Here is a 14,457-nt window from a genome sequence, read left to right as displayed (position 1 = left end):
CCGGCTCGGGAGATCAGGGCCGGCGGTCGTCGTCGATGGTGCCCTCGTACACCTGGCCGCCGGGCTGGGCGGGCAGCGCGTTGGTCGGCAACGAGCGTCCGTCCCGCGCCCGCGCCGTGTGGTGGCGCGGGCGCCGGTGCCGTGCGCGGCGTCGGCGGCCGGGCGTGAGCCGCCGGGGCGCGCCGCGCAAGGACCCGCGCAAGGAGGCCTTCGACGCCGCCGCGCAGGCGGTCTTCGGCGAGCGGATGTTCACCGCCATGCGTGACTCGCCGTACGGCGACCGCTGGCTGTCGACCGACTGGGCCGAGCACCCCGAGCTGGGCCGGGCGCGCGGCTGGGCGCGGGTGCGCCGCGACGGCCGGATCACGGTCAACCGGAACGCCCCCGCCGAGCTCGACGAGTGGATCTGGATCCTCACCCACTGCGTGCTGCACCTCGGCTTCGGGCACCTGGAGCCGGGGCGGCGCACCGATCATCCGGCCCAGGCGGCGGCGTGCCTGGTGGTGGCCCGGTTCCAGCAGCAGCTGCGGCTGGGCACGCCGCCCTGCCACGTGCCCGCCGACCTGCCCGGCACCGACGAGGACCGGCTGGCCGACCTGTGGCGCGACACCGGCGTGCCGGCCGAGTACGCCGCGCTGGGCTGCGGCGGCACGCTGGGCGACCAGGACTTCGCCGACCCCGAGGACACCGGCCTGCCCCGGCGGATGCGGCCGGCCCCCGGCGCCCCGACGCTGACCTGGCCGGAGCTGTTCGCGATCGGGCTGGCCGCCGCCGCGACCGCCGCGGTGGAGGACGCGGGGCAGGCCCGCCCGCGCGACGACGGCGAGATCGACCCGAACAGCCCGTGGGAGCAGGCCCGGCGCTGGTTCGTGTCGTCGTACCCGCTGCTGGGGGCGCTGGCCGCGGGCTTTCGCATCGTGGCCGACGCGGACCTGGCGCGCGCCTGGCAGATCTCGGTCGCGGCGGTGGACGCCACGGCGGGCGAGATCTACGTGAACCCGCTGCGCGGGCTGCCGGAGGCGCAGTGCCGGTTCGTGCTGGCGCACGAGATGCTGCACGCCGCCCTGCGCCACGGGCAGCGGGTCGGCGCGCGCGACCCATACCTGTGGAACGTCGCCACCGACTACGTGATCAACGGCTGGCTGGTGCAGCTGGGCGTCGGCGAGATGCCCGAGGACGTGCTCTACGACCCGGCGCTCAAGGACCACTCCAGCGAGGAGGTGTACGACCTGATCGCCGCCAACCTGCGCCGCTACCGCAAGCTGGGCACGCTGCGCGGGCGCGGGCTGGGCGACATGCTGGACCGGCCCGCGGGCGGCGCGGAGGAGGCCCGGCGCGCGGGCGACGTCGACGACTTCTGCCGCCGCGCGCTGGTCAACGGGCTGGCATACCACGAGCAGCACGGCCGGGGCTATCTGCCCGCCGGGCTGGTCGCCGAGATCCGGGTGCTGGACAACCCGCCCCCGCCCTGGGACGTGCAGCTCGCGCAGTGGTTCGACCGGTACTTCACGCCGCTGGAGCCGACCCGGTCGTACGCGCGCGCCTCGCGCCGGCAGGCCGCGACGCCGGACATCCCGCGGCCGGGCCGGGTCCGTCCGGAGCTGGTCGAGCGGCAGCGCACCTTCGGCGTCGTGCTGGACACCTCCGGGTCGATGAACCACGAGCTGATGGGCCGGGCGCTGGGCGCGATCGCGGCGTACGCGCTGGCCCGCGACGTGCCCGCGGCGCGGGTGGTGTTCTGCGACGCGGCCGCCTACGACGCGGGCTACCTGCCGGTCGAGGAGATCGCCGGGCGGGTGAAGGTGCGCGGCCGCGGCGGCACCGAGCTGCAGCCGGGCATCCGGCTGCTGGAACGGGCCGCGGACTTCCCCGCGGACGGGCCGATCCTGATCATCACGGACGGGGACTGTGACGTGCTGCGGGTGCGCCGCGAGCACGCGTACCTGATGCCCGAGCGCGGCCGGCTGCCGTTCACCCCGCGCGGCGAGGTCTTCCGCCTCCGCTGACGCCGACCCCGCAGTGCCGCGCCGCGCCAGGCGCGAAACGGCGAAGATCGCTGATCCGTGTCACGAACCGCGGTGAAACCGCACTCTTCGACACCGAACAGCGATCTTCACGGAAGGCGGGAATCCCGGGCGGCTCAGCCCAGCTCGCGGGTGGCGTCGACCTCGACCACCAGCTCGGAGAGCTTGGCCCGGAGCCGGTCCTTCAGCTCCGCGGGCGCCTGCTCCTGGCCGCAGCACCGGTTCACCAGCGCCTTGACCTCCTGCTCGATGCCGAACTCCCGCAGGCACGGCGAGCACTCGTCGAGGTGATGCTTGATCAGGGCGCGCCGGTCGTCGGAACACTCGAGGTCGAGATAGAGGTAGACCTCGGTGAGAACCTCGCGGCAGTCGCCGTCCTCGTGTTCGCTCATGACGCCTCCCGAGCGCTGGTCTGGCCCGAGAAACCGCGCTCCGCGGCATAGCCCTCGAGGAGCTTGCGCAGGTTGCGACGGCCACGGTGCAGCCTGGACATCACGGTGCCGATGGGCGTGTTCATGATGTCTGCGATCTCCTTGTAGGAGAAGCCTTCCACGTCGGCGAGGTAGACCGCCAACCGGAACTCCTCCGGCAACGACTGCAGCGCGTCCTTGACGTCGCTGTCGGGCAGCCGGTCCAGCGCCTCGGTCTCGGCCGAGCGCAGGCCGGTGGAGGTGTGCGACTCCGCCTCGGCCAGCTGCCAGTCGGTGATCTCGTCCGTCGGCGCCTGGATGGGCTGCCGTTGCCTCTTGCGATACGAGTTGATGAAGGTGTTGGTGAGGATGCGGTAGAGCCACGCCTTGAGGTTCGTGCCGTCCTCGAACTGGTGGAACGCGGCGTACGCCTTGAGGAAGGTCTCCTGCAGCAGGTCCTCGGCGTCGGCCGGGTTGCGCGTCATCCGCAGTGCGGCCGCGTAGAGCTGGTCGAGGAAGGGCATCGCGTCCCGCTCGAAGCGGGAACGACGCTCTTCGACGCTGTCGGTGCTGGTCAAGCGCGAGACCACCCTCGAAGATCTGCCGGGCCGCGGCTCCTTCCGAGCGGGCCGCAGCACTGAGGCTGACTCTACCGATGCCAGGTGCACCCGCGGGGCGGGCACGGCGGTAATGCCGGATGCCGCGTCGTCGTCCAGCGCGGCCGGCCACTCCGGAGCCGACAGGAGCCGCTCCACGGTCTGCACCGCCGGATCGTCGCTCGGCCGTGTCACCCAGCGCGTACCTGTGCGCACCATCGACCACCTCTCGCCCGGGCCGATACCGATCGGCCCATCCGCGGGGTGCAACACCGCACGGCGGCGGTCTCATTCCGCGACACGCCCACCGCGGTGACCACCGTCACCACCGGGACCGCCCGCACCCGCGGCGCGGACCTGCGGGAGCGGCGCCGTTCACGTGGCAGCCAGGGACTCCGCATCGGCGGGCGGCCGATCACTCGGGCTTGTCCGCCCAGCCGCGATCGCTCAGCCAGGCGACCACCGCACGGCCGACCGCGTCGAGCGCGCCGCGCAGGTCGTGCCGCGCTCCGGCAAGGACCACGATCTCGACGCCCGGCGTGGCCGCGGGCACGCCGAAGGGATCGCGGTCGCCGTTGAGCACCAGCGTGGGCAGCCCGGTGCGCAGCTCGTCCGCCCGGCTGCGCTCCGGCTTACCGGGCGGGTGCAGTGGGAACGCCAGCGCCACGACGCCCGACGCGCCGACCGCCGCGGCGGTGCGGCACGCCACCCGCGCGCCGCTGGACCGGCCGCCGACGATCAGCGGCACGCCCGGCACCTGCGCGGTGAGCACCGCGAGCACGTCCCTCCAGGCCTCGTCGAGGTGGCCCGCGGGAGCCGGCGCGCGCCGCCCGGCCACCCGGTAAGGCTGGGTGACCAGCGCGACCGCCACCCCGGCCCGGAGCGCGGCGTCGCGCACCGCGGTGAGATCCGGTGCGTCCACGTCACCGCCGGCACCGTGCCCGAGCACGAGCAGCGCGGCCGGGGCCGGACGCGTCGCGCCCGCCCCGGACCGCCGCTGCGCTCGGTCGTCGGCTCGCCCGGCTTCGTCGCCGGGCAGGGTGACTTCCACTCGTGCCGGGCCGCGCCCGGTCTCCACCGCTCGGGAACCGCCTCGCATGAGGCGATCATGCGGCGTGAACGGGCTCCCTGACCAGTAGCGGCACGCCGTGCAGTACGGAGTCGCGCTCCGCCTCGCCCAGCGTGCACAGGGACAGCCCGGTGCGCTGCACCGGGATGCGCGGCACCTGCCGGGTCGCCCCGACCGCGGATCGCTGCGGCGGACGCAGCTCACCGGCCGAGACCACCAGGTCGGTCTGCGGCCCGTAGGCCGCGTACGGCAGTTCCTCCTGCTGTTCCTCGGTCCGCCAGGCGACCAGCATGGCCCGCCGCTCTCGTGCGGTCGTGCCGCCCCATACGCCGTGGCAGTCGCCGACGCTCAGCGCCCAGGCCAGACAGGCCCCCGACACCGGACACCGCCCGCACAGCTGGACGGCCGCGTCAGCGGGCTCCAGCGGTGCGGGGAAAAAGGTCTCCGGATCGACGGCCTGGCAGGCACCCCTGGTGCGCCAGGCATTGTCGTGACGCTCCCGCACGGCCCGCACCAAACGCGGGTCTCTGCGAGCAGCGGCGACTTCGTGCGGGCGTGGAATCCGCGCCCGGGTCATCCACCCACCTCCCCCGTGGGTCGGTCCCCCCGGCCAGCGGGAGGATCCGGCTCAGACAGACGGTGACGCGCGGCATGACCGCTTACCACCGACGCTGTGTCTTACCGCACCTTACGAGGTTCAGACAAGGGTTTACCGCAAAACTTGTGGCACAAAATGCCACGTAACCGCGCAAAATCAGAACAGGCCATCCTGGACGCCCGGTGCGGCCACGCGTGCGGTCAATTCAGGACCGTCATTACGTACGTTGCCCACGGCGGCGCCCACCGGACGGATCTCCAGCCGGGACAGGTACGCCTGGCCCGGCGGGGCCAGCAGCGCCGGGTCGGCCGGGGCGTGTAGCCACTGCTCCCACTGCTCCGGCGCCAGCAGCAGCGGCATGCGGTCGTGCACCCGGGCCAGCTCACCCAGCGCCGCCGTGGTGACGATGGTGCAGCTCAGGCCGAACTTCGAGGCGGTCCACAGGCCCGCGAAGGCCAGCCCGCCGCCCGCGGCCGGGTCGGTCATGTAGAACGCCTGCTTGCCGGTCTCGGTGCGGACCCACTCGTACCAGCCGTCGGCCGGCACGATGCAGCGCTTGCCCGTGAACGACGGCCCGAAGACCCGCGACGTGGCCAGCGTCTCGGCCCGCGCGTTGATCATCTTGAGCCCGGTGCGCGGGTCGTCGGCCCACGGCGGCACCAGGCCCCAGCGGGCCACGCTGAGCACCCGGCCGCCGCTCGATCCCGAGACGCGCACGATCGGGGCGGGATCGGTGGGCGCCAGGTTGTAGTCGGGCGCCAGCGACTCGTCCGTCTCGTCCTGCGCCGCGAAGATCTGGGAGAGATCCGTCGCCGTACGAGTCGTCGCGTACCGCCCACACATGCCGGTCACCTTACGCCACCTGGCGCTGACGGCTCGTCCCGGCGGTCCGCCGGGACAGCGGACCACCGACGACTCCCCACCAGCGTCCATCAGGCAGACTGTGGGGCGTGAGCAGAGCACTGGTGCCGTGGACCGCGCCTACCGCCGTCGATGCCGTGGACGCCGTCGTCCGCCTGCCCGGTTCGAAGTCCATCACCGCGCGGGCACTGGTGCTCTCCGCGCTCGGGCTGGGGCCGTCGACGCTGCTGGCCCCGTTGCGCGCCCGCGACACCGAGCTGATGGCCGCCGGGCTGCGCGCGCTCGGCTCGCACGTGTCCACCTCGGATGACGAGCGCTGGGAGGTGCGGCCCCGGCCGCTGGCCGGACCCGCGCACATCGACGTCGGGCTGGCCGGCACCGTCATGCGCTTCCTGCCCCCGGTCGCCGCGCTGGCCAACGGCCGGGTCACCTTCGACGGCGACCCGCGCGCCCGGCAGCGCCCGCTCGGCCCGCTGCTGCGCGCGCTACGCGAGCTGGGCGCCCAGATCGAGGCCTCCAGCATCGACGGCATGCCGCTGACCGTGCACGGCAAGGGCCGGCTGCGCGGCGGCGAGGTCGCCGTCGACGCCTCGCTGTCCAGCCAGCTCATCTCCGGCCTGCTGCTGGCCGCCGCCGACTTCGACGAGGGCATCACGGTCCGCCACGTCGGCCCGAACCCGGTGCCCAGCGCGCCGCACCTGCGGATGACCGTGCAGATGCTGCGCGCGGCCGGTGCGGCCGTCGACGACAGCCAGCGCGACGTCTGGCACGTCGCGCCTGGCCGGCTGTCCGGGCGGGCCTGGCAGATCGAGCCTGACCTGTCCGGCGCGGCGCCGTTCTTCGCCGCGGCCCTGGTCACCGGCGGCAGCGTCACCCTGACCGGCTGGCCGCGCAGCAGCGTGCAGCCGGTGGGCAGGGTCCGCGAGCTGCTCGGCGCGCTCGGCGGCGCGGTCACCCTGTCCGAGCACGGCCTCACCGTCACCGGCACCGGGGTCATCCGCGGGATCGACGCGGACCTGTCCGAAGTGGGCGAGCTGACCCCGGTCGTGGCGGCGCTGGCCGCGCTGGCCGAGGGGCCGTCCACGCTGCGCGGCGTCGGCCACATCCGCACCCACGAGACCGACCGGCTGGCGGCGCTGGCCCGGGAGCTCACCGCGCTCGGCGCGCGGGTCGAGGAGACCCCCGACGGCCTGACCGTCACGCCCGGCCCGCTGACCGGCACGGTCTTCGAGACGTACGACGACCACCGGATGGCGCACGCCGCCGCCGTCATCGGCCTGCGGGTGCCCGGCGTCCAGCTCACCGACGTGGCGTGTACCTCCAAGACGCTGCCCGAGTTCCCGGCACTATGGAGCGCGGTGGTCGCCGGAAGATGAGGGTGCAGCCATGAAGAAGAAGCGGGAGTACGACGAGGACGACGTGCGGGTGCGGGCCACCAAGTCGTCGCGCTCGCGACCCCGCACCCGGACCCGGCCCAAGCACGACGACGCGGTGACCGGGTTCGTGGTCGCCGTCGACCGCGGCCGGTACACCTGCGTGGTGACCGAGGGCCGCAAGACGTTCGAGGTCACCGCGATGCGCGCCCGCGAGCTGGGCCGCAAGTCGGTGGTGGTGGGCGACGAGGTCGGCCTGGTCGGCGACGTCACCGGCGACGCCGGCAGCCTGGCCCGGATCGTACGGATCGCCGAGCGCCGGTCGGTGCTGCGGCGCACCGCCGACGACGACGACACCACCGCCGAGGGCCGCATCGAGCGGGTGGTGGTGGCCAACGCCGACCAGCTGGTCATCGTGAGCGCGCTCGCCGACCCGCCGCCGCGCGAGGGCTTCATCGACCGCTGCCTGGTCGCCGCGTACGCCGCCGACATCGAACCGCTGCTGTGCCTGACCAAGGCCGACCTGGCCGGCCCCGAGCAGGTGCTCAGCTACTACACCGAGCTCGACCTCGACCACGTGCTCACGCGCCCCGACGGCGACCTCGGCGAGCTGCGCGAGCGCCTGTCCGGGCGGCGGTCGGTGCTCGTCGGGCACTCCGGCGTGGGCAAGTCGACGCTGGTCAACCGGCTGATCCCGGACGCCGGGCGAGCGGTGGGCGTGGTCAGCGCGATCGGCAAGGGCCGGCACACCTCGACCAGCGCCGTGGCGCTGCGGCTGCCGGACAAGCGCGAGTCCTGGATCATCGACACGCCCGGCGTACGCAGCTTCGGCCTGGCCCTGGTCTCCTCCGACGACCTGCTGCACGGCTTCGGCGACCTCGTCGAGGGGACCGTGGACTGCCCGCCCAACTGCGAGCACACCGGCGGCGAGTGCGCCCTGGACGCGTGGGTGGCGCAGGGGCGGGCGGACGTGCGCCGGCTGGCGTCGTACCGCCGCCTGCTGGCCTCCCGCGCGGGCGACACCGAGCAGCCGGGCCAGCCCGCAGCGGGCTGACCGCCGCCCCGGCCGGGCTCAGACCTCGACGTAGCCGCCGGTGCGCCAGTAGACGCCGTCGGCGCGGGCCATCAGGCCGGTGTCGATCAGGTAGCGCCGCAGCGACACCCAGTCCGGCTCGTAGAAGGCCCGCAGCACCGCGTCGACCTCGCGCTCGGTCATCCGCACGCCGGGCTCGAACGCCGCCACGATGTGCTCCAGCAGCACCCGCCGCTTGCTCGCCTTGGCGGGTATCGCCGTCAGCCGGCCGTGCTCGTCGAGAAACGTCCGGAGCACCTTCTCAGAGTCCGCGCCCATGGTCACCGAAGTTACCCCCCGGGCGGCGGTCCACGCGTTCTCATTTACGGCGGGTCCACCGACCCGGTACCGGCGAGGTGCGGAGATCCGATAAGTTCTCGCCATGGCCCGCTACTCCGATGACCTTGGGCTTGCCCACGTCCTGGCGGACACCGCCGACTCCATCTCCATGTCCCGCTTCAAGGCGCTGGATCTGTACGTGGAGAGCAAGCCCGACCTCACCCCGGTCTCGGACGCGGACACCGCGGTGGAGAAGGCGCTGCGCTCGACGCTGGCCCGCACCCGGTCGCGGGACGGCGTGCTGGGCGAGGAGTTCGGGGTGACCGGTGCCAGCGGCAGCCGGCAGTGGGTCATCGACCCGATCGACGGCACCAAGAACTTCATCCGCGGCGTGCCGATCTGGGGCACCCTCATCGCGCTGATGGAGGGGGACGAGCCGGTCGTCGGCATGGTCTCGGCACCCGCGCTGGGACGGCGCTGGTGGGCCGCGCGCGGCCTGGGCGCGTTCGCGGGCCGCCACCAGGCCGCGGCGCAGCCGATCCGGGTCTCCGGCGTGCGCCGGCTGGCCGACGCGAGCTTCTGCTACTCCTCCCTGGACGGCTGGGAGCAGACCGGCCGGCTGGCCTCGGTGCTGGACCTGATGCGCAAGACCTGGCGCAGCCGGGCGTACGGCGACTTCTACGGCTACATGCTGCTGGCCGAGGGCGCGCTGGACATCATGATCGAGCCCGAGCTGATGCTGTGGGACATGGCCGCGCTGATCCCGATCGTGACCGAGGCGGGCGGCAACTTCACCGACCTGTCCGGGCGGCCGGGCGCCGGCGGCGGCTCCGCGGTGGCCACCAACGGGCAGCTGCACGACGACGTGCTGGAGCGCTTGAGCCCGGCCGGTCTTCGCGCTCTGTAGTCAGCATCATTCACTCGGTTAAGTGGCCGCCGGGTAGGGCGCTGCCGACCCCTAAGGGTCTAAGCTGCGTGGGTGGTGTCCTCTGGCTGGTGGTTCCTGGCGGCGATGATCGCCGCATACGGCATCGCCAACCTGCTGCAGTCCGTCGCGGCGACACGCACAGCGACGACCGAAACCCTCGATCCGGGGCTGCTGCTGCGCCTGTTCGGCAACCGGACTTACCTGCTCGGCCTCGGCTGCCAGATCCTCGGTTTCGTGCTGGCGCTGGGCGCGCGGCGTGATCTGCCGCTGTTCCTGGTCCAGTCGGCGGTGACCGCGGGCCTGTGCGTCACCGCCGTCGCCGGGGTCGTGCTGCTCAAGTGGAAGCTGCCACCGGCGGAGATCCTGCTGCTCACCGCGGTCGTGGCGGGCATCGGCATGCTCGCCGCGTCGGCCAAGCCGGGCCACGCCGAGCCGCTGGACAGCAAGGGCATCATCTCGCTGGTCGTCGCGCTGGTGGCGATCGCGGGGGTGAGCACGTTCGCCGGGCGGGTGCAGGGCGTGCTCGGCTCGGTGGTGCTCGGCTCGCTCGCGGGGCTCTGCTTCGCCTCGGCCGCGATCGCGGCCCGCCCGCTGGCCTCGGCGCAGACCATCGTCGAGTTCGGCCTCAACCCGCTGCTCTACCTCGTCATCGCCCACTCGCTCACCGGCCAGCTGCTGCTGGGGCTGGCCATGCAGCGCGGCTCGACCAACGCCGCGGTGGCCGCCATGGACGCCGCCGGTGCGGCGCCCGCCGCCGCGATCGGCATGCTGCTGCTGGGCGACCAGATCCGCCCCGGCATGGTGTGGGTCGCCGCGCTCGGCTTCGTGGTGACGCTGGGCGCCGTCATCGCCCTCACCCGGTACGCCGAGCCGCAGCACGATCTCGTCGCCGAGCCGGTGCCGCTGCCGGTGCGGTTCACCTCCGTCTCCGTGCCCGGCCTGCCCGATCATCCGGCCCGCGGCGTGTTCCAGGTGCCCGGCGCGTCGCAGCCCGGCCCGCGCACCGACGCGGTGTCCGCCGTCCCCGCCCCGGCCGTCCCCGCGCCCGCCGAGCCGGAGCCGACCCAGGGCGGCTACGTCCCCGTGATGGTGCCCGTCGCCACCACCTCCTTCCACCCGGCGCCCGGCCACCCGGCCACCAACGGCCACGGCACCAACGGACACGGACACGGCCCCGCCAACGGCCACGGCGCCCACGGACACGGCCCCGCCAACGGCCACGGCGCCCACGGACACGGCCCCGCCAACGGGCACGGCTCAGGACACGGCCAGGGCATCAACGGGCACGGACACGGGCAGGGCGAGCACGGACCGGGCAGTGGGCACGGTGCGGGCAGCGGGCACGGTGCGCTGCACCCTCCGCTGCCAGGGCACGGGCACGGGCAGGCGCCGGGCAACGGGCACGGCCACGGCCAGCCGGCCGGCGGTCACGTCCCGGCACCGGCCCGCCGGCCGATGCGGGCCGTCGCCGAGTAGCCCGGCCACCGCGCCACGCCCCACCGCGCCACCGCCCGCCGAGTCGTCCGATCGCCGGACACGCCTCTCCGTCTGCGCATACCGTGCGATAAGGCGCGGGCATCGGGGCACGGAGGTGAGGGATGTCCATCCCGAAGGAGACCCTGGCGGCGCTCAGCATGCCGGAGCAGCTGAACACCCCCCTCGGGCGGTTCGCGTTCGCCGACGGCCTGCCCGCGCCGGACAGCGTCGGCGGCCTCTACGACGCGCTCGACCTGATGCGGGCAGTCGAGGCGTTCCTGGTCGCGATGCCGGGCGCGTCCCTGGCCGCGATGCGGGCGGGGCTGCGCAACATCGGCGTCACCTCGGCCCGCCAGATCGCGATCACCGGCCCCCGGGCCGACGCGCGCAGCATCTACCTGACGCCCGACACCGACACGGCGTACGCCCACACCTTCCTCGACCTCAACACCGACGGGCCGACCGTCGTGCAGGCGCCGCCGAACTCGGTGTGCGTGGTCGACGACTTCTGGTCCCGGCACGTCACGGACCTGGGCCTGGCCGGTCCGGACCAGGGCCGGGGCGGCAAGTACCTGTTCCTGCCGCCCGACCACGAGGGCGAGTTCCCAGACGGCTACTACGTCTTCCGCAGCCCGACCTACACCAACCGGGCCGTGTTCCGCGCCCTCGACGGCGTGGAGTCGCTGCGCGGCATCCGCATCCACCCGCTGGACCAGACCGCGTACCCGCCGCCGAACGAGTTCGTCGACATCGGCGAGCGGCCGCACAACACGGTGCACGCCAACGACGCGACCTTCTACGAGGAGGTCGACACGGTGGTGCAGGAGGAGCCGCTGGACTCGCTCGACCCCGAGCGGCGCGGCGTGCTGGCCGCCGTCGGCATCGTCAAGGGTGACGTCTTCGCCCCCGACGACCGGATGCGCGCCATCCTCGGCAAGGCGGCGCCGCTGGCCGCGGGCATGGCCCGCGCGCTGGTGTTCCGGCCCCGCGCCGCCGAGGCGTACTACTACCCCGGCTCGTCCTGGAAACGCCTCTTCATCGGTGGCGACCACGAGTTCCTGCAGGAGGGCGCGCGCCTGCTCGACGCCCGCGCGGCCTTCCACTACCTGGCCACCGTGGTCACCCCGGCCATGGCCGACCCGCGGGTCGGGACCGGTTCGGTGTACGCGTACACCGCCGAGGACGCGACCGGCGAGTGGCTCGACGGCGGGCGCTCGTACGCGCTGCGCCTGCCCCGCCGGGTGCCCGCGAAGACGTCCTGGTCGGTCACCGCGTACGACTGCCAGACCCGCTCGCTGCTCGCCACCGACCAGCCGTACCCGAGCGTGAGCAGCCGGTCCGGCCCCGTGCCCGCCAACGACGACGGCAGCACCGACGTGTACTTCGGCCCGACCGCCCCGCCCGGACGCGAGTCCTCCTGGATCGAGACCGTGCCCGGCCGGCACTGGTTCACCGTCCTGCGCCTGCACGGCCCGCTGCCGCCCTGGTACGACCAGACCTGGCGCCCCGGCGAGATCCAGCGCACCGGCTGAGTTTGCGGCGCACGCGAGGCACTGGCCCGCGAAAATCTCATCGACCGCACGCGGCTCGTCCTGGAACTGCGCGGCCACCACCCGATCGCGCTGCGCGGCTACTACCGCGAGCAGGTCGACGCGTACTTCGCCGCGCTCTCCGCCGAACTCGCCGTCCTGCCCGGCGACCTGCGGCCCGAGTAGCCGCTGCGGCTCCCGCTCGGTCGATCCACGACAACGGCACGGAGCCGCTCCGATCTTGTGCACTTCGTGCTGCTCGGGCGACACGAAGTGCACAAGTTTCAGACGCCGGGGTCACTCGCGCCGGGGGCGAGCAGGCGGCCGACGACCTCCTGCGGGCGCTCGCCACCAGGGCCCACCCGCACACCTCGTCTCGGCTAACCTGCGTCGCGGCGAAGCCGATCGAGCGGGAGCGGGCCATGGAACTGCGCAGGCGAAGAAGGTGGGCCCTGGTGGCGGGCGCGCTCTGCTTGAGCGTCTCCATGTTCGCCCGGGCGCTGTCCGACACGGCGACGACGACCGAACGCCTGGTCCGGCTGGCGACCGTCGGTTTGCTGCTGGTCCTGGCCGTGGGCTTCGTGCGCCCGGGCCGGTTCCGGTTCCGGATCGGCGACGACGGCCTGACGCTGCGACTCGGTGGAGTCCAGCGCAGTCTGGCCTGGCCGGAGATCGACACGGTGATCCTGGACCAGCCGCCGCCCGACTTCACGGCCGGCGGGAACCGGAGTCCGAGCGCTCGGCTGCTGGTCGTTGCGGCGGCGGGCGTCCGCCTCGACCGGACACTCGTGCACGCGCGCAGCCCCGTCGACGGCCGCCCGTGCCGCAGGCTGCTCGACCTCGGCGACGTGAAGGAGACGGCGGACGAGATCGCCGCGGCGCTGGCCCGAGCCGGCGGCACGCGTTTCGTCGACGACCGAGCCCGCCTGCGAGCCGCCTTCACGGCTCCCCGATTCGCGGTGGTCCCCCGTGGCTACGACCAGGCACACGTGGACGGCATCATCAACCGGGGCCGGTCCGCGCTGGGGAGCACCGCCTGGTCCGAGCGTCGGGAGATCGCGCAGCTGCTGTTGCCACCGCACCCCTCCGCGGTACACGGCTACGACAGGGCACAGGTCGATGACTTCACCAGCCGGCTCTCCGCGGCTGTCGCGACGCTGCCCGGAGCCTCCGCTCGCGACTCATCGTCACCACCTGGCGCGATGCGCGAAGCCCAGGCCGGGTAGCGGGTCCGTCGGCACCTGCGCCGGACACCTCAGCTTCACCAGACACGTGAAGGCAGACAGATCTTGTGCACCTCCTGCTGCTCCGGCGACACGAAGTGCACAAGATTCAGCCGACGAGTTCGCTCGCGCCCGGAGCGAGGAGACGGCCGCCCACCTCGTGCGGCCGCTCCGTGTGGTTGAACAGCCACAGGCCGGCCGCACCGCGTACCGCCTCGACGCCGTCGGGCAGGTCCGGCACGACTGGTTCGACGGCCGCCGCCGCGCAGGCCTCGCCGAGGAACCGGGCGGTCGCGACGTCGTCGAGTCCGCAGGAGACGTAGTACGCGACGCCCGCCCCGTGCTCGCGCCGCGTCACGGCCGGGCGTCCGTCCGGGTACGCGGCGAGCACGCGCGCGCCGGGCGCGGTGAGCTCCTCGGCCCACCCCGTCACCGTGTCGCCGTTGTCCAGGCGCACCGACTGCCCCGCGGGCCGCGGGTCGAACTCCTCCACCCGCACCCCGAGCAGCTCGCGCAGCGCACCCGGATACCCGCCGGTGCGCACCCGCGCGTGCTCGTCCACGATCCCGGACAGGTACGTCACCACCAGGTGCCCACCGTCGCGCACGTATTCCGTCAACCGCCGCGCCGACGCATCCGTCAGCAGGTACGCCGCAGGCACCACCACCAGCGCATACCCGCTCAACACCGCACCGGGCGGCACCACGTCCACGGCGTACCCCCGCCGCCACAGCGCCCGATGCCACCCCTGCACGAGACCCTGATAGTCCACGGGCGCAGGCAGGTGCGACGCCCCCAGCGCCCACCCGCACACCTCGTCGAACCACACCGCCACCCGCCCCGACGAAAGGAAGGGCACCTTCTTAACGCTATCCGTAGAGGAAGGGCACCTTCTTAACGCAGCATCGCCCGACGTCGCCGGGCCGTCGAGCGGCGCGTGGTCGTCGAGCGGCGCGTGGTCGTCGAGCGGCGCGTGGTCGTCGAGCGGCGCGTGGTCGTCGAGCGGCGCGTGGTCGTCG

12 protein-coding genes and 2 pseudogenes are annotated in these 14,457 nt (G+C 73.7%); 7 read left to right on the top strand and 7 right to left on the bottom strand.

What is annotated here, in order from left to right; translation table 11 throughout:
* Positions 1-257: 257 nt before the first annotated feature.
* Positions 258-2,006: a hypothetical protein gene (locus tag AB0J67_RS22150; protein WP_363485300.1), complete on the top strand. Its 1,749-nt coding sequence runs from the start codon at positions 258-260 to the stop codon at positions 2,004-2,006.
* A gap of 134 nt (positions 2,007-2,140) precedes the next feature.
* Here the strand turns inward: AB0J67_RS22150 and rsrA are convergent, their stop codons facing one another.
* From rsrA to AB0J67_RS22125, 5 genes and pseudogenes are all read right to left on the bottom strand, one after another.
* Complete coding sequence (gene rsrA / locus AB0J67_RS22145; RefSeq protein ID WP_363485298.1) at positions 2,141-2,416, bottom strand: mycothiol system anti-sigma-R factor; 276 nt, start codon at positions 2,414-2,416, stop codon at positions 2,141-2,143.
* On the bottom strand, positions 2,413-3,198 hold the full coding sequence (locus AB0J67_RS22140) for a sigma-70 family RNA polymerase sigma factor (RefSeq protein ID WP_363485297.1): 786 nt from the start codon (positions 3,196-3,198) through the stop codon (positions 2,413-2,415). Before AB0J67_RS22140 ends, rsrA begins: the two co-directional genes overlap by 4 nt.
* A gap of 247 nt (positions 3,199-3,445) precedes the next feature.
* The gene (locus tag AB0J67_RS22135) at positions 3,446-4,129 is read right to left on the bottom strand and encodes an alpha/beta family hydrolase (RefSeq protein ID WP_363485296.1); all 684 of its coding nucleotides are present in this window, start codon (positions 4,127-4,129) and stop codon (positions 3,446-3,448) included.
* A gap of 241 nt (positions 4,130-4,370) precedes the next feature.
* Positions 4,371-4,676: pseudogene (locus AB0J67_RS22130) on the bottom strand (WhiB family transcriptional regulator); the annotation flags it as partial.
* Between the two features lie 177 nt (positions 4,677-4,853).
* Positions 4,854-5,540: an SOS response-associated peptidase gene (locus tag AB0J67_RS22125; protein ID WP_363485295.1), complete on the bottom strand. Its 687-nt coding sequence runs from the start codon at positions 5,538-5,540 to the stop codon at positions 4,854-4,856.
* Positions 5,541-5,638: 98 nt separating this feature from the next.
* On the opposite strand from AB0J67_RS22125, the gene aroA reads away from it, so the two are divergent.
* Both aroA and rsgA read left to right on the top strand, forming a co-directional pair.
* Positions 5,639-6,934 (top strand): 3-phosphoshikimate 1-carboxyvinyltransferase, encoded by a 1,296-nt coding sequence (gene aroA / locus AB0J67_RS22120; RefSeq protein WP_363485299.1) that lies wholly within the window; start codon positions 5,639-5,641, stop codon positions 6,932-6,934.
* A gap of 10 nt (positions 6,935-6,944) precedes the next feature.
* Positions 6,945-7,985: a ribosome small subunit-dependent GTPase A gene (gene rsgA, locus AB0J67_RS22115; RefSeq protein ID WP_363485294.1), complete on the top strand. Its 1,041-nt coding sequence runs from the start codon at positions 6,945-6,947 to the stop codon at positions 7,983-7,985.
* 18 nt (positions 7,986-8,003) lie between these two features.
* Here the strand turns inward: rsgA and AB0J67_RS22110 are convergent, their stop codons facing one another.
* Entirely contained in the window at positions 8,004-8,282 is a 279-nt protein-coding gene (locus AB0J67_RS22110; RefSeq protein WP_363485293.1) for a DUF2087 domain-containing protein, read from the bottom strand.
* 103 nt (positions 8,283-8,385) lie between these two features.
* On the opposite strand from AB0J67_RS22110, the gene hisN reads away from it, so the two are divergent.
* The 4 genes and pseudogenes from hisN (at position 8,386) to AB0J67_RS22090 (ending at position 13,441) form a co-directional block, all read left to right on the top strand.
* Positions 8,386-9,189 (top strand): histidinol-phosphatase, encoded by an 804-nt coding sequence (gene hisN, locus AB0J67_RS22105; protein ID WP_363485292.1) that lies wholly within the window; start codon positions 8,386-8,388, stop codon positions 9,187-9,189.
* A gap of 105 nt (positions 9,190-9,294) precedes the next feature.
* Positions 9,295-10,089 (top strand): annotated as a pseudogene (locus AB0J67_RS22100) (hypothetical protein); the annotation flags it as partial.
* A 719-nt stretch (positions 10,090-10,808) separates the two neighbouring features.
* On the top strand, positions 10,809-12,218 hold the full coding sequence (locus AB0J67_RS22095; protein ID WP_363485291.1) for a DUF1254 domain-containing protein: 1,410 nt from the start codon (positions 10,809-10,811) through the stop codon (positions 12,216-12,218).
* A 419-nt stretch (positions 12,219-12,637) separates the two neighbouring features.
* On the top strand, positions 12,638-13,441 hold the full coding sequence (locus AB0J67_RS22090; RefSeq protein WP_363485290.1) for a hypothetical protein: 804 nt from the start codon (positions 12,638-12,640) through the stop codon (positions 13,439-13,441).
* A 106-nt stretch (positions 13,442-13,547) separates the two neighbouring features.
* Here the strand turns inward: AB0J67_RS22090 and AB0J67_RS22085 are convergent.
* The coding region (locus AB0J67_RS22085; RefSeq protein ID WP_363485289.1) for a beta-galactosidase trimerization domain-containing protein at positions 13,548-14,457 on the bottom strand (910 nt) is incomplete at its 5' end.

It is taken from the genome of Catellatospora sp. NPDC049609 (assembly GCF_040675365.1).
GTDB lineage: Bacteria > Actinomycetota > Actinomycetes > Mycobacteriales > Micromonosporaceae > Catellatospora.
Note: the sequence above shows the minus strand (reverse complement) of the source record. Positions and strands in the feature narration are given on the sequence as shown.

What these genes read in the sequence shown, in the direction of transcription:
- AB0J67_RS22150 (WP_363485300.1), top strand. Translation starts at nt 258, where the DNA reads ATGCGTGACTCGCCGTACGGCGACCGCTGGCTGTCGACCGACTGGGCC.
- rsrA (WP_363485298.1), bottom strand. Translation starts at nt 2,416, where the DNA reads ATGAGCGAACACGAGGACGGCGACTGCCGCGAGGTTCTCACCGAGGTC.
- AB0J67_RS22135 (WP_363485296.1), bottom strand. Translation starts at nt 4,129, where the DNA reads ATGCGAGGCGGTTCCCGAGCGGTGGAGACCGGGCGCGGCCCGGCACGA.
- AB0J67_RS22125 (WP_363485295.1), bottom strand. Translation starts at nt 5,540, where the DNA reads ATGTGTGGGCGGTACGCGACGACTCGTACGGCGACGGATCTCTCCCAG.
- rsgA (WP_363485294.1), top strand. Translation starts at nt 6,945, where the DNA reads ATGAAGAAGAAGCGGGAGTACGACGAGGACGACGTGCGGGTGCGGGCC.
- AB0J67_RS22110 (WP_363485293.1), bottom strand. Translation starts at nt 8,282, where the DNA reads ATGGGCGCGGACTCTGAGAAGGTGCTCCGGACGTTTCTCGACGAGCAC.
- hisN (WP_363485292.1), top strand. Translation starts at nt 8,386, where the DNA reads ATGGCCCGCTACTCCGATGACCTTGGGCTTGCCCACGTCCTGGCGGAC.
- AB0J67_RS22095 (WP_363485291.1), top strand. Translation starts at nt 10,809, where the DNA reads ATGTCCATCCCGAAGGAGACCCTGGCGGCGCTCAGCATGCCGGAGCAG.
- AB0J67_RS22090 (WP_363485290.1), top strand. Translation starts at nt 12,638, where the DNA reads ATGGAACTGCGCAGGCGAAGAAGGTGGGCCCTGGTGGCGGGCGCGCTC.